General features: G+C 57.6%; 15 protein-coding genes and 3 pseudogenes. 5 read left to right on the top strand and 13 right to left on the bottom strand.

The features are described 5' to 3' along the window. The 9 genes and pseudogenes from fdhF to urtA form a co-directional block, all read right to left on the bottom strand. Window positions 1-2,881 (bottom strand): annotated as a pseudogene (gene fdhF / locus N8E89_RS11455) (formate dehydrogenase subunit alpha). A gap of 9 nt (window positions 2,882-2,890) precedes the next feature. Further along, window positions 2,891-4,459: a formate dehydrogenase beta subunit gene (locus tag N8E89_RS11450; RefSeq protein WP_262259936.1), complete on the bottom strand. Its 1,569-nt coding sequence runs from the start codon at window positions 4,457-4,459 to the stop codon at window positions 2,891-2,893. Continuing rightward, on the bottom strand, window positions 4,456-4,929 hold the full coding sequence (locus tag N8E89_RS11445; RefSeq protein WP_106664318.1) for a formate dehydrogenase subunit gamma: 474 nt from the start codon (window positions 4,927-4,929) through the stop codon (window positions 4,456-4,458). The genes N8E89_RS11450 and N8E89_RS11445 overlap by 4 nt, the downstream gene beginning before the upstream one ends. Window positions 4,930-5,032: 103 nt before the next feature. Beyond that, window positions 5,033-5,932 carry a LysR family transcriptional regulator gene (locus N8E89_RS11440; RefSeq protein WP_262259935.1) on the bottom strand — a complete coding sequence of 300 codons (900 nt, stop codon included), beginning with the start codon at window positions 5,930-5,932 and terminating at the stop codon, window positions 5,033-5,035. 60 nt (window positions 5,933-5,992) lie between these two features. Further along, window positions 5,993-6,688: an urea ABC transporter ATP-binding subunit UrtE gene (urtE, locus tag N8E89_RS11435; RefSeq protein WP_106664320.1), complete on the bottom strand. Its 696-nt coding sequence runs from the start codon at window positions 6,686-6,688 to the stop codon at window positions 5,993-5,995. A 15-nt stretch (window positions 6,689-6,703) separates the two neighbouring features. Then, window positions 6,704-7,450, bottom strand: a complete 747-nt coding sequence (gene urtD, locus N8E89_RS11430) for an urea ABC transporter ATP-binding protein UrtD (RefSeq protein ID WP_106664321.1) — start codon at window positions 7,448-7,450, stop codon at window positions 6,704-6,706. Window positions 7,451-7,453: 3 nt separating this feature from the next. Continuing rightward, window positions 7,454-8,629 (bottom strand): urea ABC transporter permease subunit UrtC, encoded by a 1,176-nt coding sequence (urtC, locus tag N8E89_RS11425; protein ID WP_106664322.1) that lies wholly within the window; start codon window positions 8,627-8,629, stop codon window positions 7,454-7,456. Further along, window positions 8,626-10,251 (bottom strand): urea ABC transporter permease subunit UrtB, encoded by a 1,626-nt coding sequence (gene urtB, locus N8E89_RS11420; RefSeq protein ID WP_262259933.1) that lies wholly within the window; start codon window positions 10,249-10,251, stop codon window positions 8,626-8,628. Before urtB ends, urtC begins: the two co-directional genes overlap by 4 nt. Window positions 10,252-10,360: 109 nt before the next feature. Continuing rightward, on the bottom strand, window positions 10,361-11,659 hold the full coding sequence (gene urtA, locus N8E89_RS11415) for an urea ABC transporter substrate-binding protein (RefSeq protein ID WP_106664324.1): 1,299 nt from the start codon (window positions 11,657-11,659) through the stop codon (window positions 10,361-10,363). A gap of 310 nt (window positions 11,660-11,969) precedes the next feature. On the opposite strand from urtA, the pseudogene N8E89_RS11410 reads away from it, so the two are divergent. Together N8E89_RS11410 and N8E89_RS11405 are read left to right on the top strand one after the other, a co-directional pair. Further along, window positions 11,970-12,309: pseudogene (locus tag N8E89_RS11410) on the top strand (TIGR01244 family sulfur transferase). 6 nt (window positions 12,310-12,315) lie between these two features. Further along, window positions 12,316-13,611 carry an aspartate aminotransferase type Ic gene (locus N8E89_RS11405; protein WP_112760008.1) on the top strand — a complete coding sequence of 432 codons (1,296 nt, stop codon included), beginning with the start codon at window positions 12,316-12,318 and terminating at the stop codon, window positions 13,609-13,611. 49 nt (window positions 13,612-13,660) lie between these two features. On the opposite strand, the gene N8E89_RS11400 is transcribed toward N8E89_RS11405, so the two are convergent. Beyond that, window positions 13,661-14,851, bottom strand: coding sequence for an acyl-CoA dehydrogenase (locus N8E89_RS11400; RefSeq protein ID WP_262259932.1), 1,191 nt, complete (start codon window positions 14,849-14,851; stop codon window positions 13,661-13,663). A gap of 140 nt (window positions 14,852-14,991) precedes the next feature. On the opposite strand from N8E89_RS11400, the gene mutL reads away from it, so the two are divergent. The 3 genes from mutL (at window position 14,992) to N8E89_RS11385 (ending at window position 17,610) form a co-directional block, all read left to right on the top strand. Continuing rightward, window positions 14,992-16,854 (top strand): DNA mismatch repair endonuclease MutL, encoded by a 1,863-nt coding sequence (mutL, locus tag N8E89_RS11395; protein ID WP_262259931.1) that lies wholly within the window; start codon window positions 14,992-14,994, stop codon window positions 16,852-16,854. 63 nt (window positions 16,855-16,917) lie between these two features. Continuing rightward, a complete protein-coding gene (locus N8E89_RS11390) occupies window positions 16,918-17,154 on the top strand; it encodes a DUF2093 domain-containing protein (protein ID WP_106664327.1) in 237 nt (78 codons plus the stop codon). Window positions 17,155-17,157: 3 nt separating this feature from the next. After that, on the top strand, window positions 17,158-17,610 hold the full coding sequence (locus tag N8E89_RS11385; protein WP_106664328.1) for a hypothetical protein: 453 nt from the start codon (window positions 17,158-17,160) through the stop codon (window positions 17,608-17,610). Here N8E89_RS11385 and lpxK read toward each other — a convergent pair. The 3 genes and pseudogenes from lpxK to N8E89_RS11370 form a co-directional block, all read right to left on the bottom strand. Then, window positions 17,605-18,633 (bottom strand): tetraacyldisaccharide 4'-kinase, encoded by a 1,029-nt coding sequence (gene lpxK, locus N8E89_RS11380; RefSeq protein WP_106664329.1) that lies wholly within the window; start codon window positions 18,631-18,633, stop codon window positions 17,605-17,607. The two genes, N8E89_RS11385 and lpxK, sit on opposite strands and share 6 nt — an antisense overlap. Then, window positions 18,630-19,952 (bottom strand): lipid IV(A) 3-deoxy-D-manno-octulosonic acid transferase, encoded by a 1,323-nt coding sequence (waaA, locus tag N8E89_RS11375; RefSeq protein ID WP_262259930.1) that lies wholly within the window; start codon window positions 19,950-19,952, stop codon window positions 18,630-18,632. Before waaA ends, lpxK begins: the two co-directional genes overlap by 4 nt. Beyond that, window positions 19,949-20,723, bottom strand: a pseudogene (locus N8E89_RS11370) (lysophospholipid acyltransferase family protein). Before N8E89_RS11370 ends, waaA begins: the two are co-directional and overlap by 4 nt. Between the last annotated feature and the right edge of the window lies 1 nt (window position 20,724).

Raw genomic sequence — 20,724 nt, 5'->3', positions numbered from 1 at the left:
CTACTCGGCCGCATCCAGAACGGGTGCGATCCTCCGGCTCTGGCGCGCCTGTTCGTCATAATTGACCTGCCAATCGCTCGGACCGTTCGAGGCACCGACCTGAACGGCCGTGACCTTGTATTCGGGACAATTGGTCGCCCAGTCGGAAAAGTCAGTGGTGATGACGTTGGCTTGCGTCGTTGGATGGTGGAAGGTCGTATAGACCACTCCCGTCGATACGCGGTCGGTGATAAGCGCCCGCAGGGTGGTTTCTCCCGAACGGCTGGTGACCTTCACCCAATCGCCGTCGCGGATACCGCGCTGCTCGGCATCGTGGGGGTGAATCTCAAGCCGGTCCTCTTCATGCCAGATGACATTATCCGTGCGGCGAGTCTGCGCACCGACATTATACTGCGAGAGAATGCGGCCAGTCGTGAGCAGCAATGGAAAACGCGGTCCGGTACGCTCGTCCGTTGCAACATATTCGGTGCGGATGAACTTGCCCCGTCCACGAGCAAAGCTCTCAATATGCATGATCGGTGTGCCCAATGGCGCCTTTTCATTGCATGGCCACTGCACCGAACCCCTCCCGATCGAGGAGGTCGAAAGACACACCAGCAAAGCTCGGCGTCGTCAGCGCAACTTCGTCCATGATCTCGGAGGGATGCTGGTAGTTCCAGTTGAGACCCATCGCCTTGGCAAGGTTTTGCGTGACTTCCCAATCGGCATAGCCGTTGAGTGGACTCATCACCTTGCGTACACGATTGATACGGCGCTCGGCATTGGTGAAAGTGCCGTCCTTCTCAAGGAAGGTCGATCCAGGCAGAAAGACGTGTGCGTAGTTGGCGGTTTCGTTGAGAAAGAGATCGTGCACAACGACACATTCCATCGCAGCAAGACCGGCAGCGACATGCTTCGTGTCCGGGTCGGACTGGAGAATGTCTTCGCCCTGGATATAGATGCCCTTGAACGTACCATCGACGGCCGCGTCGAGCATGTTGGGAATGCGCAGCCCCGGTTCATCCTGCAGCTTGATGCCCCAGAGCTTGTCGAAAATATCGCGCGTAGATTCATCGGAGATATGGCGATAGCCCGGCAATTCGTGCGGGAAGGAACCCATATCGCAAGAACCCTGCACATTGTTCTGGCCGCGCAGAGGGTTCACACCGACGCCCTTGCGTCCGATATTGCCGGTCGCCATGGCGAGATTGGCGATGGCCATGACAGTCGTCGAGCCCTGGCTGTGTTCGGTGACGCCAAGGCCATAGTAGATCGAGCCATTGCCGCCGGTGGCGAACAGACGAGCGGCCTCACGCAGCAACTGCGGAGAAACGCCGGAAATCTGCTCGATCGCTTCCGGGCTATGTTCCGGAGAGGATACAAAGGCGGCCCAATCCTGGAATTCGGCCCAATCGCAGCGTTCCCGAATAAACTTCTCGTCGAAGAGACCTTCGGTGACGATCACATGCGCCATGGAGGTGACGACGGCGACATTGGTGCCGGGACGCAGCGGCAGGTGATACGAGGCTACCACATGCGGCGAGCGCACGAGGTCGATGCGGCGCGGATCGACGATGATCAGCTTTGCGCCCTTACGCAGGCGTTTCTTGAGGCGCGAGGCGAAAACCGGATGGCCATCGGTCGGATTGGCGCCGATGATAATCACCACATCGGTATGCTCGACGCTGTCGAAATCCTGTGTGCCTGCCGAAGTGCCAAAGGTCTGCTTCAGGCCGTAGCCCGTTGGCGAATGGCAGACGCGGGCGCAGGTATCGACATTGTTGTTGCCGAAGCCAGCGCGAACCAGTTTCTGGACAAGAAATGTCTCTTCATTGGTGCAGCGCGAGGATGTGATGCCACCAATGGAATTGCGTCCATACTGGTACTGGATACGGCGGAACTCGTTCGCCACGTGCTTGTATGCTTCATCCCAAGTGACTTCGCGCCAGGGATCCGAAATCTTCTCGCGGATCATAGGATTGAGAATGCGGTCCTTGTGGGTCGAGTAACCATAAGCGAAGCGGCCCTTGACACAGGAATGACCGCGATTGGCCTTGCCATCCTTCCACGGCACCATGCGCACCAGTTCCTCGCCGCGCATCTCGGCCTTGAACGAGCAGCCGACGCCGCAATAGGCACAGGTCGTGACTTTCGAATGTTCCGGCTGACCGATCTGAATGACTGATTTTTCCGTCAGCGCCGCCGTCGGGCAAGCCTGGACACAAGCGCCGCAGGACACACACTCGCTCTCGATGAAGCTTTCACGCGCGCCGGAAGCGACCCGGCTGTTGAAGCCACGGCCTTCAATGGTCAGCGCAAACGTGCCCTGCACTTCCTCACAGGCGCGCACGCAAAGCGAGCAGACGATGCATTTCGATGGATCATAGGTGAAATAAGGGTTGGATTCATCCTTCGGCAACCAGCGGTCATTGGCAACAACACCGGCTTTCGCGAAAACGTGGTTGTCACCCTCATAGCCATAGCGAACATCGCGGAGGCCCACGGCTCCTGCCATATCCTGCAATTCACAATCGCCATTGGCAGCGCAAGTCAGGCAATCGAGCGGATGATCGGAAATATAGAGTTCCATCACACCCTTGCGGATGTCTTTCAGCCGCTGGGTCTGAGTGCGGACGACGAGACCTTCCACCGCGGGTGTCGTGCAGGATGCAGGAGTGCCATTGCGGCCTTCAATCTCGACAAGGCAGAGGCGGCAGGAACCGAATGCATCGACCATGTCAGAAGCGCAGAGCTTCGGCACCTTTATCCCGGCTTCCATGGAAGCACGCATAATAGACGTACCTTCGGGCACGGTAACCTCGTTTCCGTCGATGGTCAGCGTGATCATCTTCTCCGAGGTACTGGCGGGTGTGCCGTAATCGATTTCTTGAATCAGGGACATCTTATGCTCCTATTCCGCCGCCACGGCGGCAAAATGCGTGCTTGGCGCCGGGCGGAAATCTTCAGGAAAGTGCGTCAGCGCACTCATGACAGGATAGGGAGTGAAGCCGCCCAGGGCGCATAGCGAGCCGAACTTCATGGTATTGCACAAATCGGTCAAAACTTCGATCTGCTTTTCAGGTTCAATATTGGCCGAGATGCGATCAACGACCTCGACACCGCGTGTCGAGCCTATGCGGCAAGGGGTACACTTGCCGCACGACTCCACCGCGCAGAACTCCATGGCAAACCGCGCCATTTTCAGCATGTCGACGCTGTCATCAAACACCACCAGGCCAGCATGGCCGATCAGGCCATCCTTGGCGGCGAAGGCTTCATAGTCGAACGGCGTATCGAAAAGTGCGCGCGGGAAGTACGCGCCAAGTGGACCACCGACCTGCACGGCCTTGACCGGGCGGCCAGTAGCGGTGCCGCCGCCGATATCATCGACTATTTCGCCGAGTGTGAGGCCAAAGGCAGTTTCGTACAGCCCCGCGTGCTTGACGTTGCCCGCAATCTGCAGCGGGATCGTACCGCGCGAGCGGCCCATACCGAAATCCTTGTAGAAAACCGCTCCCCTGTCGAGAATGACCGGAACGGAAGCGAGCGAGATCACATTGTTAATGACCGTCGGCCTGCCGAAAAGGCCCTTATGCGCCGGGAGGGGCGGCTTGGCCCGAACGATACCACGGCGACCTTCGAGGCTTTCGAGCAGTGCGGTTTCCTCGCCGCAGACATAGGCACCTGCACCGACGCGCACTTCAATGTCGAAAGCATAGGAGGACCCAAGTACGGAAGCACCAAGAACACCCGCCTTGCGGGCAACGTCGAGCGCTTCGTTCATGACGGCGATGGCATGGGGATACTCGGAACGTGTGTAGATGTAGCCTCTGGTGGCGCCGACGGCGATGCCGGCAATGGCCATGCCCTCGATCAGGACGAAAGGATCGCCCTCCATGATCATACGGTCGGCAAAGGTGCCGCTATCGCCTTCATCAGCATTGCAGACGATGTATTTCTGTTCGCCTTTGGTATCGAGAACAGTCTTCCATTTGATCCCGGTCGGGAAACCCGCACCGCCGCGACCGCGCAGGCCGGATTCCGTCACCTGCGCCACAATCTCAGCGGGTGTCAACTTAAGCGCGTTCTCCAGACCCCTAAGACCGTCATGTGCGCGGTAGTCCTCAAGCGAAACTGGATCAGTTATGCCGCAACGAGCAAAAGTCAGGCGAGTCTGTTTCGCGAGAAACGGCATTTGGTCGGTCAATCCGAGCCAAAGCGGATGCACCCTGCCCTCGGCGATGCCGTTGTCGAGGAGCGCAGCCACATCGGAGGCCTTGACCGGGCCATAGGCGACACGACCGTTCGGCGTCTCGACCTCAACCATGGGCTCAAGCCAGTAAAGGCCGCGCGAGCCGTTGCGGACAATCCGCGCATCGAGATTGCGCGATTCGATTTCTGCCTGGAATTTCCTGGCGACCTTTTCGGCGCCCAGCGCAAGAGCGCCAGAATCACGCGGAACGTAGAAGGTGACCGTCATAGCCGTACCTCGGTCGCGATTTCTTCAAGCGTGTCGGCATTGAGACGACCGATGACCTCGCCATCGAGCATTGCCGACGGTGCGCAGGCACAAAGGCCGAGGCAATAAACCGGCTCAAGCGTTACGGCACCGTCAGGGGTGGTTCCATGCCAATCAACGCCGAGAAGCTGACGCGCCCTGTCTGCCAGCGCTGCGCCGCCCATGGACTGGCAAGCTTCGGCCCGGCAAAGCTTCAGCACATGCCTACCCGCGGGATGATCGCGGAAGTCATGATAAAAAGTGAAAACACCATGGACTTCGGCGCGCGAAATATTGAGGGCTGTCGCAATCAACGGCAGCGTTTCCTGCGGCACATAGCCGAATTCGTCCTGCAACTCGTGCAAGATGGGAAGCAGAGGACCTTCTTTGCCCTTCAGTTGATCGATAATGCCTATCGCTCTCGCCGCGATATCGGTACTTGCGCTTTGCATACGGTGCAAGGCCCTCCCTTGTTTTCTTCTCCCCGTTCCTTAGAACAGATCAAATATACCACGAGATATCAATACAGCAGACTCGTTGATCGATAGAAGATTTCTATCGATCTTTATTCAGGCTCAATGCAAGTGCCCTGGCCTCGTGCAGGAGTGCAGAGACCAGCGGCGTGTGGGGCTCACGATCTGCCGCAACGAGGCCGACAAGGTGGCGCGCATCGGGCTCTACAATCGGAATGGAACGGATCGGCTCGGCGAACCCCAGCGTTTCTGCAAGATTAAGCGGCATGATGCTCGCCCATTTTCCGGTGCGGATATGCGAGAAAAGAACGATCATGGAGTTTGATCTGAGCGTGGGGTGAACCTCTACGCCTGCCTCTTCAAGGTGCTTGTTGATAAGGCGGCGGTTCTGCATATCCATGGTCAAAAGGCAGAGCGGCAATTGCCCGACCTCGGCCCAGGTCACCGACTCCCGGTCAGAGTAGGTATTCCCCGCCGAAGTAATCAACTGGTACCGCTCGGAATACAGCGGCACGGAGGTCACGCGTCCGAGTGGTTCATTGTCGAGATAGCTGATACCGACATCGATCTCGAAATTACTGAGCAGCGTAAGCACTTCGAGTGAAGTGCGCGATGTCACTGAAAATGTCACATCCGGGTGTTTTTCGCGGAATGGCGTGGTCAACCGCGAGACCATGGCAAGCGCCGTCGGAATGGCAGCAATTTGAACATGGCCCGCAAGACCAAATCGGGCAGCGCGAATTTCCTCTCGCATGGTGCGCGCATCACCAACGATACGCCGCGACCATTCAAGCACGCGCTGACCTTCGGACGTCAGCCCCTTGAAGCGCGAGCCGCGCTGAACCAGGACGACCCCGAGTGTGTCTTCAAGCTGGCGGATGGCGGCTGAGAGCGTGGGCTGGGTGATACCGCATTCTTCCGCGGCCCTGCCAAAATGCCGATGGCGCGCCAAGGCGATGAAAAATTCCAGCTTGTCTATCATAGGGGTCCATCCTCCGGGGCGACCCTAACGATGATTATATCGTGTCAGCAAGGCAAGTTTTCAAACAGTCAGGAACTTGCGCACTTCCGGCCTGTCAAGACTGGCGGCGTCGCCGGAATGGACGATCTCGCCGCGGTCCATGATGTAGACATGATCGGCAAGTTCACGGCAGAAATCGAGATATTGCTCGACCAGAAGGATCGCAAGGCCGGCCTGATCACGCAGGAACTGGATCGCCCTGCCGATATCCTTGATAATCGATGGCTGGATGCCTTCTGTGGGTTCGTCGAGGACGAGAAGTCTTGGTCGCGTCACCAGTGCTCGGCCAATGGCAAGCTGCTGCTGCTGGCCGCCGGAAAGATCGCCACCGCGTCGCCCGAGCATGGTTTTCAACACCGGAAACAGTTCGAAGACTTCTGGCGGCACAGTGCGATTGCTGCGACTTGCAGCCGCAAAGCCGGTTGCCAGGTTCTCGCGTACGGTGAGCAAGGGGAAAATCTCGCGTCCCTGCGGGACAAATGCGATGCCGGCGCGAGCCCGGTCGTAAGGCGGTTTCTTTCCGAGCGGCGTCCCATCGAAACTGATCGAGCCGGACGATAGCGGATGCTGCCCTACGATGGCTCTCAGCATGCTGGTCTTGCCGACGCCGTTACGCCCGAGGACACAAGTGATCGAGTTCGGCTTCACCTCGAGCGACACACCCCGCAAGGCCTGGGCCGCACCGTAATGAAGGGAGGCATTTTCAACGGTCAGCATGAGACACTTCCTTCTTCACCGGCCAAGATAGACCTCGATCACCCGCTGATCGTTGCTGACGAAATCGAGCGAGCCTTCGGCCAGCACCGTACCTTCATGCAGGCACGTTACCTTGACGTCGAGCTCCCGCACAAAATGCATGTCGTGCTCGACGACGAGCACCGAGCGCGTCTTTGCTATCTCGCGGAGCAGTTTCGCCGTCTCGGCCGTTTCGGCATCGGTCATGCCGGCAACAGGCTCGTCCACCAGTAACAGCTTCGGGTCCTGGGCCAAAAGCATGCCGATTTCGAGCCATTGCTTCTGGCCATGCGACAGGTTCGCAGCGAGCCAGTCACGCTTTTCGCTGAGGCGGATCGTATAAAGAATATCATCGATCCTCTCGGCCTCATCCCGGCTCTGGCGATGGAACAAGGTCGAGAATGCTGACCTTGGACCCGACAAGGCCAACACCAGATTGTCTTCCACCGTATGACTTTCAAACACTGTTGGCTTTTGAAACTTGCGGCCGATCCCGAGCAGCGCAATTTCCGCCTCATCATATTTGGTGAGATCCACATCCCCATTGAAGTAGACGTCGCCTGCATCTGGCCTGGTCTTGCCGGTGATAATGTCCATCATCGTCGTCTTCCCAGCGCCGTTGGGGCCGATGATCGCGCGCATCTCGCCGGCCTGAAGCACGAGCGAGAGATTGTTGATGGCGCGGAATCCGTCGAAGGAGACCGAAACGCCATCGAGATAGAGCAATGTATTCTGAGCTTTCATGATCTATTCCGCTGCCTGAGGTTCGGGGATCTGCAGGGTCTCGTCGGCGGCCGCTGGCGCGCTCTCCTTTTTCCGCGCAACGTGATCAGAGTTCCGCGCCTTCCACGAGCCATAAACGCCGAGAATGCCCTTCGGAAGGAACAGGGTGACGACAATAAACAGCGCCCCCAAGGCAAAAAGCCAGATTTCCGGGAAAGCTGCGGTGAAATAGGTCTTGCCGAAATTGACCAGCACCGCGCCGATGATGGGACCGATGATCGTACCACGACCGCCAACAGCCACCCATATGACCGCCTCGATGGAATTGGCGGGTTCGAATTCCGAGGGATTGATTATGCCAACTTGCGGCACGTATAGCGCCCCGGCGATGCCCGCCATCATGGCCGAGATTGTCCAGACGAAAAGTTTGTAGCGATCGACCCTATAGCCGAGGAAGCGCATGCGGCTTTCCGCATCGCGGACACCGACCAGCACCTTGCCGAGCTTGGATCGGACGATGAAGCTGCTTACAAAGACCGCGAGCGCCAGGAACAGCGCTGTTGCGGCGAAGAGCGCGGAGCGGGTGCTGCCCGCCTGCACGTTAAAGCCGAGTATGTCCTTGAAGTCGGTGAGACCGTTGTTGCCGCCGAATCCCATATCGTTGCGGAAAAACGCGAGCAGCAGCGCATAGGTCAGGGCCTGGGTTATGATCGAGAGATAGACCCCAGTGACGCGCGAGCGAAAAGCCAGCCAGCCGAAACCGAATGCCAGAATGCCTGGCACCAGCACCACCATCAGTGCCGCAAACCAGAAATTGTCGAATCCATGCCAGAACCACGGCAAATCCTTCCAGTTAAGGAAGACCATGAAATCCGGAAGGATCGGGTCGGCATAGACGCCACGCGGCCCGATCTGGCGCATCAGATACATGCCCATGGCATATCCACCGAGAGCGAAGAATGCGCCGTGGCCAAGTGAAAGAATACCGCAGAAGCCCCAGACCAGATCAAGTGCGACTGCCAGCATGGCATAGGTGAGATATTTGCCGATCAACGAAACCAGATAGGTTGGAATATGAAATGGCGAAGTGACCGGCAGTAGTAGATTGGACAGCGGGACCAGCAAGCCGAGTGCAACGAGCAGTACGATGGCAACGCCGCCGCGCCGGTCGACATGGGTGAAAAACCATTGGGTTATCATGCCTCTATAGCCCTTCCCTTGAGTGCGAAGAGACCGCGCGGACGCTTCTGGATGAACAGGATGATCAGGACGAGCACGAGGATTTTCCCGAGGACCGCGCCGGCGAATGGCTCGAGGAACTTGTTGGCGATGCCGAGCGACATGGCTCCGACCAGCGTGCCCCAGAGATTACCGACGCCGCCAAAGACCACGACCATGAAGCTGTCGATGATGTAACCCTGGCCGAGATTGGGACTGACATTGTCGATCTGGCTGAGCGCCACACCGGCGATACCGGCGATACCGGAACCAAGGCCGAAAGTCAGAGCGTCAACCCATGGCGTCCTTATGCCCATGGACGAAGCCATGCGCCGGTTCTGCGTGACGGCACGCATGCGCAGGCCCAGCATGGTCTTCTTTAAAAGAAGTTGCAGAATGGCAAAAACAGCCAGGGCAAAAACGATGATCCACAGCCGCGACCAGGTTAAGGTCAACAGCCCAAGGTCGAACGATCCGGCCATCCAGGATGGATTACCGACTTGCACATTCGATGCGCCGAACCAGGAGCGGATTGCTTGTTGCAGCACCAGGGAGATGCCCCATGTGGCGAGCAATGTCTCAAGCGGACGTCCGTAGAGAAAGCGGATGACGCTCCGCTCGATGACAACGCCGATGGCGCCCGAAGCCAGAAAGGCGGCAGGCAGAGCAATAAGGAGCGAATAGTCGAAGAGCCCAGGTGCAGACGTGCGGATGATCTGCTGAACCACGAACGTGGTGTAGGCGCCGATCATAACCATCTCACCATGCGCCATGTTGATGACGCCCATAACACCGAAGGTGATGGCGAGACCGATAGCGGCGAGCAGCAGAACGGAACCTAAAGACAGGCCATACACAATATTCTGGATGCCGTTCCAGAGGGCGAGTTTAGAGTTGATGCTGTCAATCGCCGCGCGGGCAGCTTCGCCGACCGGACCTTCAACCCCGGCAAGCGGAGTGAGCAGACCCAACGCATCGCGACTGTTACCGGCGCTGACTTCGGCAATGGCCGCGATCTTCACTTCACCGGTGGCGCCCGAATTGAGTACCGCGGCAGCCTTGGCCTGGTTCATCAGTAATTTGATGCTCGCATCCTTTTCCGCAGCAATAGCCTTGTCGAGCAGCGGAATCGATTCCGGGTCTCTGGTCTTCAATATGGCTTCGGCGGCCGAACGGCGCTCATCGGCCTTATCGCTCATCAGCGTCAAACCGCCAATCGCAGCAGCAATATCGCGGCGTAACCGGTTGTTTACCTTGATCTTTTCGGCAGCAGAGCGAGGTACCGGGGCGAGTTTGGAACCCGTAATTGGATCAATTGCGGCATAGTCCGAACCATCGCGCTTGCCGATAAATACCGTCTTGCCGGCCTTGGCAACGTAGAGATCACCAGCGCTAAGGGCATTCAGGATGGAAGATGCGCGCGGGTCACCGGACTTGACCAGATCTGAAACGGCCCTGGTGGTATCGTCGAAATTTTCGCCTGCGAGGGCCTGAATGAGAAGCCCCAATGTTCCGTCATCAACGGTTTGCGCATTTGATCCAACAGTGTGGACAAGGATGCCGAGCATCAGGACAAGTGCAGACAGCAAGCGTGTGAATTGCATGGAATAATCCTGCGTTGAAGGTCTCCAGGGGGTTCCACCCCCGCCGTGGCGGAGGTGGAACCGGCTTCGGACGATGCCCCTGACCCGAAGCCTGGGAGGAGTTCGAACCCTAGTTGGTGACCCCACCGCACTTGCCGCTGACAACGTTGAAGTTGCCGCACGACATCGGCTTGCGCCAATCGGAAATCAGGTCCTTGGAGCCCGGCAGGTAGTCGGACCATTCGTCACCAACGACGAGGCCAGGTGTCTGGTAGACGATGTCAAACTGGCCATCATCCTGCACCTCGCCAATGAGCACCGGCTTGGTGATGTGGTGGTTTGGCATCATGGTGGAAGAACCACCGGAAAGGTTCGGAACCGAAACGCCAACGATGGTGTCAATCACTGCGTCGGAGTCCGTACTGCCTGCAGCTTCAACAGCCTTCACCCACATGTTGAAACCGATATAGGTTGCTTCCATGGGATCGTTGGTCACGCGCTTGTCGTTTTTGGTATAGGCATGCCATTCCTTGATGAATTCGGCATTGACATCGGCATCGACCGACTGGAAGTAATTCCAGGCCGCGAGGTGTCCTACAAGCGGCTTGGTATCGAGACCGGCAAGCTCTTCTTCACCAACAGAGAAGGCAACGACCGGAATGTCTTCTGCCTTGATGCCCTGGTTGGCGAGTTCCTTGTAGAATGGCACATTGGCATCGCCATTGATGGTTGATACAACGGCCGTCTTCTTGCCTGCGGAACCGAATTTCTTGATGTCGGAGACGATCGTCTGCCAATCGGAGTGACCGAATGGCGTGTAGTTGATCATGATATCCTCATCCTTGACGCCCTTGGCGTTGAGATAGGCTTTCAGGATCTTGTTGGTGGTTTGCGGATATACATAGTCAGTACCAGCGAGCACCCAGCGCTCGACGCCCTCTTCCTTGGCAAGGTAATCGACGGCAGGGATGGCCTGCTGGTTTGGAGCCGCGCCTGTGTAGAAGACGTTGCGCGAGCTTTCTTCACCCTCATACTGGACTGGGTAGAACAACAGTGAATTCAGTTCTTCGAATACCGGAAGAACGGATTTGCGCGAGGATGAAGTCCAACAGCCGAATACGGCCGCAACCTTGTCCTGTTCAACAAGCTGACGTGCCTTTTCAGCAAAAAGCGGCCAGTCGGAGGCAGGATCCACAACCACCGCTTCCAGTTTCTTACCAAGAACACCACCTTTCTTGTTCTGCTCATCGATCAGGAACAGCATCGTGTCCTTGAGCGTGGTCTCGGAGATCGCCATCGTCCCGGATAGCGAATGCAGAATACCGACCTTGATCGTTTCCTCTGCGGCTGTCGCCGGCGACAGGGCCAGCGACGCGCCGATTGCCGCGGCTGCCAAGGTACCAATAAATCTGGCTGTTAGATTGCACATTCAGGTAAACCCCTCTTTTGGTTGTATGCACCAAGGGAGTCAAAGCAACGACCATGCCAACTCGGCCGCGTAGGGCATGTTTTATGGATTGTTCAAAATTATCAGCATATTATCGACTTTTGCCTGAGTGCCGCCCGCAATCAGAATTAGACCCGCGAAAGCGGGTGTTCCCGCACAGCTTATACTTTAGTCATGTAAATTAATTTGATTAATTAATAGGCACATACCAATCGTGAAATTGCTTTGATATGGCGTTAACCTTCTTTTGATGTATGGTGGTGTCGACATTAACTCTCTCCAAGGACAGAAAATGGATATCCGTCGAATTGACGAAGGCTTTGCCGTGACCGGGCAGATTTCACCGGATGATGTGCGCGATATTGCTGCTGCGGGCTATAGTGCAATTATTTGCAATCGTCCCGATGGCGAAGCAGCAGATCAGCCTGAATTCGCCGAGATTGCCCAAGTTGCCGAAAAAAGCAGGCATTCCGGTCTATTATGTTCCCGTCGTGTCGGGTCAGTTGACCCAGGATGATGTTGACGCCATGGCCACCGCCCTGGAAGAAGCTGAAGGACCGGTCCTCGCCTATTGCCGCTCCGGCGCACGGTCGACCAATATTTACGGCATTGTTCAGCAGCAAAAAGGCTGAGTGGACATGGTTACAATTGCTGATTTGAACGCCGATGACCTGCAAACGCTGCGCAATAAGGTCCTGGGTGACTACGAAGCTTTTCGTGCCCGCGGCCTCCAGATCGATATGACGCGAGGCAAGCCGAGCCCGGAACAGCTGGATCTTGCCAATGGAATGCTTGCGCTGCCCGGGAATGGCGATCACTTCAGCGAAGCTGGCGAAGACGCACGCAATTACGGTGGTCTGCAAGGCCTGCCGGAGGTGCGCTCGCTGTTTTCCTCAATCATGGGTGCGCCTGCCGACCGCATCGTGGTCGGAGACAATTCCAGCCTTGCTCTCATGCATGATTGTCTTGTTTGGTCGCTGTTCAAAGGCGTTTCAAACGAGATTGAGCCATGGTCGCAACAATCGGGCACACCAGCCTTCATCTGCCCAGTGCCGGGGTATGACCGGCATTTCGCTATTTGCGAAGAATATGGCATTCGCATGCTCCCTGTTCCTCTGACGGGACATGGACCGGATATGGACATGGTCGAGGAACTGGCCGCCGATCCCGATGTAAAGGGCATGTGGTGCGTTCCGAAGTATTCGAACCCTTCGGGAGAGGTCTACTCGACTGAGGTTCTGGAGCGTCTTGCATCCATGCGGACGGGAGCACCTGACTTCCGGCTGTTCTGGGACAATGCCTATGCGGTGCATCACCTGACGGTACATCGGCACGAAATCGCCAACATTCTCGACTTGTGCGAGCAAGCGGGCAATCCTGACAGGGCCTTCGTCTTCGCCTCTACATCGAAGGTAACACTCGCCGGCGCTGGCCTTGCATTGTTCGCGTCTTCCGCAGCGAATGTGAAGTGGTATCTCGCCCGCGCCGGGAAACGCACGATAGGACCCGACAAGCTCAACCAGATCAGGCACGTGCGTTTTCTGAAAAACATCGACGGCCTGCATCAGCACATGGAAGCGCACCGCGCCCTGATTGCTCCAAAGTTTAATACGGTCATCGAAGCGCTGGAAAAGCGGCTGGCCGGGACCGGTGTTGCTAACTGGACCAAGCCCGAGGGCGGCTACTTCATCTGCGTGGACGCCATGGAAGGGACGGCCAAGCATGTTGTCGATCTTGCGCGGCAGGCTGGCGTGGTTCTGACGCCGGCTGGTGCCACCTCCCCGTACGGCCGTGATCCGCACGATCGCACCCTGCGCCTCGCCCCGACCTATCCATCACTTCAGGAAGTTCGGCTGGCTTCGGAAGGCATTGCGCTATGCATTCTTCTGGCCGCGCTTGAAAAGCACTGTACGGCCCTCGCTCACAACCCGTGAATTAATAAGTCTGACCATCGCGATCGATGGTCAGACGTCCACTCCATGCTCAGAAGAACGCCTGAATACCGGTCTGCGCACGGCCAAGGATAAGAGCGTGCACGTCATGCGTGCCTTCATACGTGTTGACCGTCTCGAGGTTCTGCGCGTGGCGCATCACGTGATAGCCGATCTGGATGCCGTTACCGCCATGCATATCGCGGGCGACGCGCGCAATATCGAGTGCCTTGCCGCAATTGTTGCGCTTGACCAAGCTTATCATTTCCGGCGTGACCTTGCCCTCATCGAACAAGCGGCCAACGCGCAGCGAAGCCTGGAGGCCCAACGCAATTTCCGTCTGCATATCCGCGAACTTTTTCTGGAAAAGCTGCGTTGCCGCAAGCGGCCGGCCGAACTGTTTGCGGTCGAGGCCATATTGCACCGTTCGCTGCCAGCAATCTTCCGCGGCACCCAGGACTCCCCAGGAAATACCGTAGCGGGCGCGATTGAGACATCCGAACGGACCCTTCAATCCCGAGACGTTTGGCAGCAGTTGCTCTTCACCAACGACGACGCCATCCATAACAATTTCGCCGGTGATGGAGGCTCGCAGGGAGAGCTTACCGCCGATCTTCGGGGCGGAAAGACCTTTCATGCCTTTTTCCAGCACAAAACCACGGATCTGGCCATCGTGCGCATCGGATTTTGCCCAGACGACGAAAACGTCGGCAATCGGAGAATTGGATATCCACATTTTCGAACCGGACAGGCGGTAGCCATCCGCCACTTTTTCCGCGCGGGTCTTCATGCCAGCAGGATCAGAACCGGCATCGGGTTCGGTCAGTCCGAAACAACCGATCCACTCACCAGATGCGAGCTTTGGCAGGTACTTCTTTCGCTGCTCTTCCGAGCCATATGCATAAATCGGATACATAACCAGCGATGATTGGACGCTCATCATCGAGCGATAGCCACTGTCAACTCGCTCGACCTCACGCGCTACGAGGCCGTAGGCGACATAGGATGCGCCGGCGGTTCCATATTCTTCGGGTAGGGTTACGCCGAGAAGGCCCGATTCACCCATCAGCCTGAAGAGCTCCGGATCAGTCTTTTCCTCAAGATAGGCCTCTTCGATGCGTGGCAAAAGTTCGCCCTCCGCGAAGGCGCGCGCGCTGTCACGGATCATCCGCTCGTCTTCGGTCAATTGATCTTCCAAGAGAAAGGGATCAGTCCAGACAAAGGACGGCTTGGAATTGGCCATGGGTTTTCCTCCTTGATACTTGGAAAAGACCTACCATCAAAATCGTGGTGCTGACCAGATGTTTTCAGCTTAAAATATTTTCCGGGGACTTGTGAAGCGGCCGGATTTCCGCAGTGAACCGAATCCACTATATGTCTTAAATGGCCATCAAACAGCTCACAGAAACCATCATCAACCAGATTGCCGCAGGTGAAGTCATCGAACGGCCCGCGAGTGTCGTGAAGGAGCTTGTCGAAAACGCCATCGATGCGGGTGCGACGCGCATCGAGATCGTCACGGCAGGTGGCGGTAAGAACCTGATACGTGTCACCGACAATGGTTCAGGCATTCCTTCGAACGAGCTGTCGCTAGCCGTTTCACGTCATTGTACATCCAAGCTCACGGACGACGTTCATGATATTCGCGCACTGGGGTTTCGCGGTGAAGCGTTGCCATCGATCGGTTCGGTATCGCGGCTGTCGGTCAAATCACGCAAAGCAGAGGCCGATTCCGGTTTCGAGATCAGCGTGCATGGGGGGAGAATGGATGGTCCGCGCCCAACGCCGATGAATGGCGGAACCATCGCAGAGGTACGCGATCTGTTCTTCGCAACCCCCGCGCGACTGAAATTCATGAAGACGGACCGGGCAGAAGCTTCCGCGATCAGTGACGTGGTGAAGCGCGTCGCCATTGCATTTCCGCATATTCGCTTTTCCATCGCCGGTAGTGACCGTACGCCACTGGACCTCGCCGCAACGGGTGAAGGCTCGGCCGGAATGCTGGAGCGCATTTCGCAAGTGCTGGGTAAGGAGTTTCCGGAAAACGCTATTGCGATCGACGCCATGCGTGATGGTGTGCGTTTGACCGGTTTTGCCGGTATTCCTGCGTTCAATCGCGCCAACAGCCTGCACCAGTTTGCCTATGTCAACGGCCGGCCGGTCCGCGACAAGCAGATATGGGGTGCTATCCGCGGCGCCTATGCCGACGTGATTTCACGCGACCGGCATCCGGTCGTCGTACTTTTTCTTAATCTCGATCCGGCGCTGGTCGACGTCAATGTGCATCCGGCCAAGGCTGATGTACGCTTCCGGGACCCCGGACTGGTGCGTGGGCTTATTGTCGGCGCCATCCGCGAAGCTCTTGGCCAATCGGGCATTCGAGCGGCAACGAGCGGCGCCGAAGCCATGCTGAATTCATTCCGCCTCGGTGGCATGGAACCCAGCCCACCGGGTGTCACCGGGCAGCACTGGCAGGGCGCAAGAGCGGTCAATCAGAATTACCATGTGCAGCGGTCGCCCTATCGCCCGCTTGAGCCGGAATCCGGTTTCAAGAACAGCGAAAATGGTTTTGCCGAAACGGTTCAGACATTCCTCTACGATCGAGCAGAGGCGCTCGCGGCTGATGCGCGCGCCGGAACGATAGAAGTCGCACCGGACCTGCTGTCGAATCCACTCGGCGCGGCCCGAGCGCAAATTCACGCGAATTACATCGTCTCGCAGACCAAGGACAGTCTGGTGATTGTCGATCAGCACGCCGCGCATGAGCGGCTGGTTTACGAGGCGCTTAAGAACGCTCTGCATTCGCGGCCCCTGCCGGCCCAGATGCTGCTCATCCCGGAGATCGTCGATCTTCCCGAGGAGGACGTCGAACGGCTCGTCGCGCATGCCGAGACTCTAGCGCGCTTCGGCCTCGGCATCGAATCCTTCGGCCCTGGCGCTGTTGCGGTGCGCGAGACACCGTCGATGCTAGGTGAAATAGACACGCCGCAGCTCATTCGCGATCTAGCCGACGAGATCGCCGAGCATGACACATCCAATGGCCTGAAAGCCATTCTCGACCATGTCGCGGCAACCATGGCCTGCCATGGTTCAGTCCGGTCCGGCCGGCGCTTGAAACCCGATGAGATGAACGCGCTGCTGCGGCAGATGGAGGAAACGCCGGGTTCCGGCACGTGCAATCATGGCCGGCCAACCTATATCGAGCTCAAACTCAGCGATATTGAGCGGTTGTTTGGCCGCCGCTAAGTCTTGACCGGCGTGACCGCTGGCGCGTAAATGACCCTGAATGATTGAACTGGAACAAATTTAATGAACAGATTTGAGGGGCCGGGCTCCCGTGAGGCCAAAATTCGCTATCTCGACGGCGACTTTCAGGTCCTGTCACCAGGTTCCTATGTGCTCTGCGCGGTGACTTCGGAGAAGATCCCGCTCGACGAGCTCAAATATTGGAGTGTCGCGCGCCAGGAAGCTTATGCGGACGCGCGGATTTCACTGGAGCGAGAAATCCAAATGAATCCCGCCCTGCGCCAGCGAACGAAGGCCTGACAAATGACATCCCGGCGCGCGGCCCTGACTTCAATATTCGCCCTCGGGCTGTTTGCAGTCAGCGCCTGTACGACCGACGGCGCAAGCCGCGCCCCAGCCTACAGCGGACCGACGAAAACCATTCGCGGCTACTTGCAAGGGCCGCCCTATTATCAGCTTACGGCAAGTTCGGTCGTGTTCGTGGCGGCCCATGATGCCACCGGCGGCAACTCTGCGCCCATGCCCAAGCTCGCCTCTACCAGCTTCACTCTCGGTCGCAATGTTACGTTTCCGGTTGGTTATGAGATCGCGGTGCCGGCGTCCGGGCCGAAACGCGTCGCGCTGGCGGTTGAAATTCGCCGCGCAGGCGCGGTGATCTTCTCCAATGATCGGATGTACAGTCAGACGACGGGCAGCAATCTTGATATCCCGATGCGTGAAGCCCCACCAAAGCTCAAGCTCCGCGGAAGACTATGAGCGCTTGATCTCGCGCATCCGGGCGCGCTCACGCGTTTCACGAATAATGCGCGAGGCAGTTTGCGGATGGCTGAAAGCCAGTTCGATTTCCAATACCAATATGCGCTCGGCAAATGCCCTCGAGGCCAGGCCGCCATCTAACAGCCTCACGTGATCTTTCGCCGTAGTGATCAGTGTGAGACCATCCTTGTCGGCGGCATTTATCAACTCTTCGATGTTCTCATTCGTATAGGGGTGATGATCGGGAAATGACCTTGTTTGCGCAACCGTCGCACCTGCCTCCTGCAGTGTCCTGAAGAATTTGGAGGGATCGCCAATACCCGCGAAGGCAAGCAACGGCTCGCGCGAAATCTCTGCTGTCCGGGGTTTCAATACCGCTTCATAGATAGGCTTAGCAGCACGTGCAGCACTACGCACGAGTTGGTCGGCACCACTGGCGGTGCCAATTTTCAACAATGCGTCGGTACGGACAAGCTGGTCAGTCAACGGCGCGCGCAGCGGACCTCCGGGAAACACGCGACCATTGCCGATGCCACGTCCGGCGTCGACGACCATCAAGGCATAATCAAAATGAAGCCGGGCACTCTGGAAACCATCGTCCATGATGATGAAGTCGCAGCCAGCCGCCTGCAGGGCCTTGGCACCGGCCAGTCGATCCGCAGAAACCACCACTGGAGCATGGCGCGCTAGGAGCATGGGCTCGTCGCCGACGTGGCGTGCACTGTCATGATCAGGATCAACGCGGTGCAGGCCGGAAAATGCCCCGCCGTACCCGCGTGAGACTATCCCCGGCTTGAGACCGGCGGCAACAGCCGCTTGCGCAAAGGCGATCGACGTCGGGGTCTTTCCCGCACCACCCAGGGTAAAATTGCCGATACACAGGACCGGCAAGGGCACAGCAGGAGGATTGGCGCGGCGAATGCGCCGGCCCGCGACGGCACCATAGATTCTCGACAAAGGGCTCAAGGCCCGAGCGCGCCAATCCGGCTTTTCCCACCAGAATGGAGGCGCTTCGCTCGTCATTTCCAGCCGCCTTCGCGATTGCTCAGCCGGGCCTGCAACACAAGAGGCTGGATAAACGGTTCCAGGGCCGTCATGGTGCGCGTCAGAGAGCCGCGCATATCTTCGACCGTTTTCAATCCGGCATCGATCATCACCTGGCGCTCTTCCGGATTGTTGAAGAGGTAATTGACCGCACCCGCAAGCATATCCTTGTCGCGCACAAGCTTCGCCCCGCCATTCTTGATGAGACGCTGGTACGAATCCCGGAAGTTCTGGACATTGCGTCCCGACAGGATAGCCGATCTGAGCATGGCCGGTTCAAGCGGATTTTGACCGCCTTGCGCAGTCAGCGAGCGGCCGACAAAGGCGACTTCCGTCACGCGGAGATAAAGCCCCATGTCGCCGATCGTGTCGCCGAGATATATATCCGTATCCGGCGCGATCTGATCGCCGCGGCTACGCAACGCAACCTTCATCCCCATCTTCTCGATTTCAGCAGCGATTTCTATCGCTCGATCCGGGTGGCGCGGTACAATGATCGTGAGCAAATCGCGATGCCGCGCTTTCAACATATGGTGGACCTGCGCCACGATCTGCTCCTCACCCTGATGGGTGGAGATGGCGGCCCAGGTTTTCCGCGATCCGATCATCCGTTGCAACGCGCTTAGTTCCGCGTCGTTCACAGGCGGGATCGCCGTATCGACTTTCAGATTGCCAGAAACCGTTACCGGTCTTGCGCCCAGCGTACGAAACCGTTCACCGTCGATTTCAGACTGCGCTACGACATGCGCGAGGTTTTCGAACAGAGCTTCCGCTATCGAAGGGCGCTTATGCCAGTTGGCAAAGGACCGATCCGACAAGCGGCCATTGACCAGAACCTGCGGAACCCTGCGGGTCCCCAATTCGAGGATGGTCATCGGCCAGATTTCGGATCTGCAGATAATCGCGAGATCCGGCTGCCAATGAGTAAGGAAACGGTCAACAGCGGGCTTTAGATCGAGCGGAACATACTGGTGGATAACACGATCGCCCAACCGGTCCTGAACCATTTTCGCTGATGTAACCGTACCCGTCGTCAACACAACGTGGATGCCCATATCGACAATTGCTTCCACCAGCGGAGTGACTGCGGAAGTCTCGCCGACACTGGCAGCATGGACCCAAATCAGCGGACCGGAGGGGCGTGCGACGCTGGCGACACCATAACGCTCACCATGACGTCCGCGTTCTTCCTTGCCTTTGCTGGCGCGGAACGCAACATAGGCGCCAACAACCGGGAAGGCCGCTGCACCCACCCATCGATAGGTACTCAGGACCAGACGCGCCCATCGCTCACTCATGCCGCGCCATCCACGAGCTCATGCACCCGTCTAGTGTTCTCATTCAAGCTATCAGTCAACTCAACACGCTTGGCTTCCAGCATCGCATCATCGGCGTCCTCGGGAACAAAGATTGGGTCGCCGACAATCAACCCCGATTTGCCGAATGGCAAGGGAATGGTGGTCTTATCCCAGCTCTTCTCCAGAACTTTCCGGCGAGACGTCAGATAACAAATCGGAAGAATAGGACGACCAGACAATTTCGCCAGGAGAATGACGCCAAATCCCGAGTCACGCGGCGTCCCATGAGGAATATCAGCAATCATCGCCGCCGTCTTACCCTCCTTCAATGCCTTTTTCAGAACGAGAAGCGCTCTCGCGCCTCCCTTCTCCGTTCCTCTCGCGCGCTCCCCTCCCCCCAGAGCCGCGCACGATTTCCACCCCGAATCGTTCCGCAACCCGTGCATTGAGTTCCGCATCCTTGCTTTTGGAAAACATCGCAACGAAACGAACGCCACGGGGCATAAGAAATGGCGCCATCAAATGCTGTCCATGCCAGGCAACAGCGATAAACGGTTCGCCGCCGCGCTTCATGTCCTCCAAGTCCGAGGAACCACGCAGCCGGGGATTGGTGATGTGCACGAGCCGGAAAAACTGGGTGATCAGCCAGACGATCAGGGACCGAACCATAGGCGAGTTTGCCAAGGGCCCCCGTACCGACCGCCAAAAACGTTTCAGTGCCCCACCTTTGCGCCGGGGGGCCTTGGTTGTTGCTGAGCTGTTTTCGATCATG

Source organism: Phyllobacterium sp. A18/5-2, assembly GCF_025452215.1.
Lineage (GTDB): Bacteria > Pseudomonadota > Alphaproteobacteria > Rhizobiales > Rhizobiaceae > Phyllobacterium > Phyllobacterium sophorae.
The sequence above is the reverse complement of the archived record's forward strand: the minus strand, read 5'-3'. Positions and strand labels throughout refer to the sequence as shown.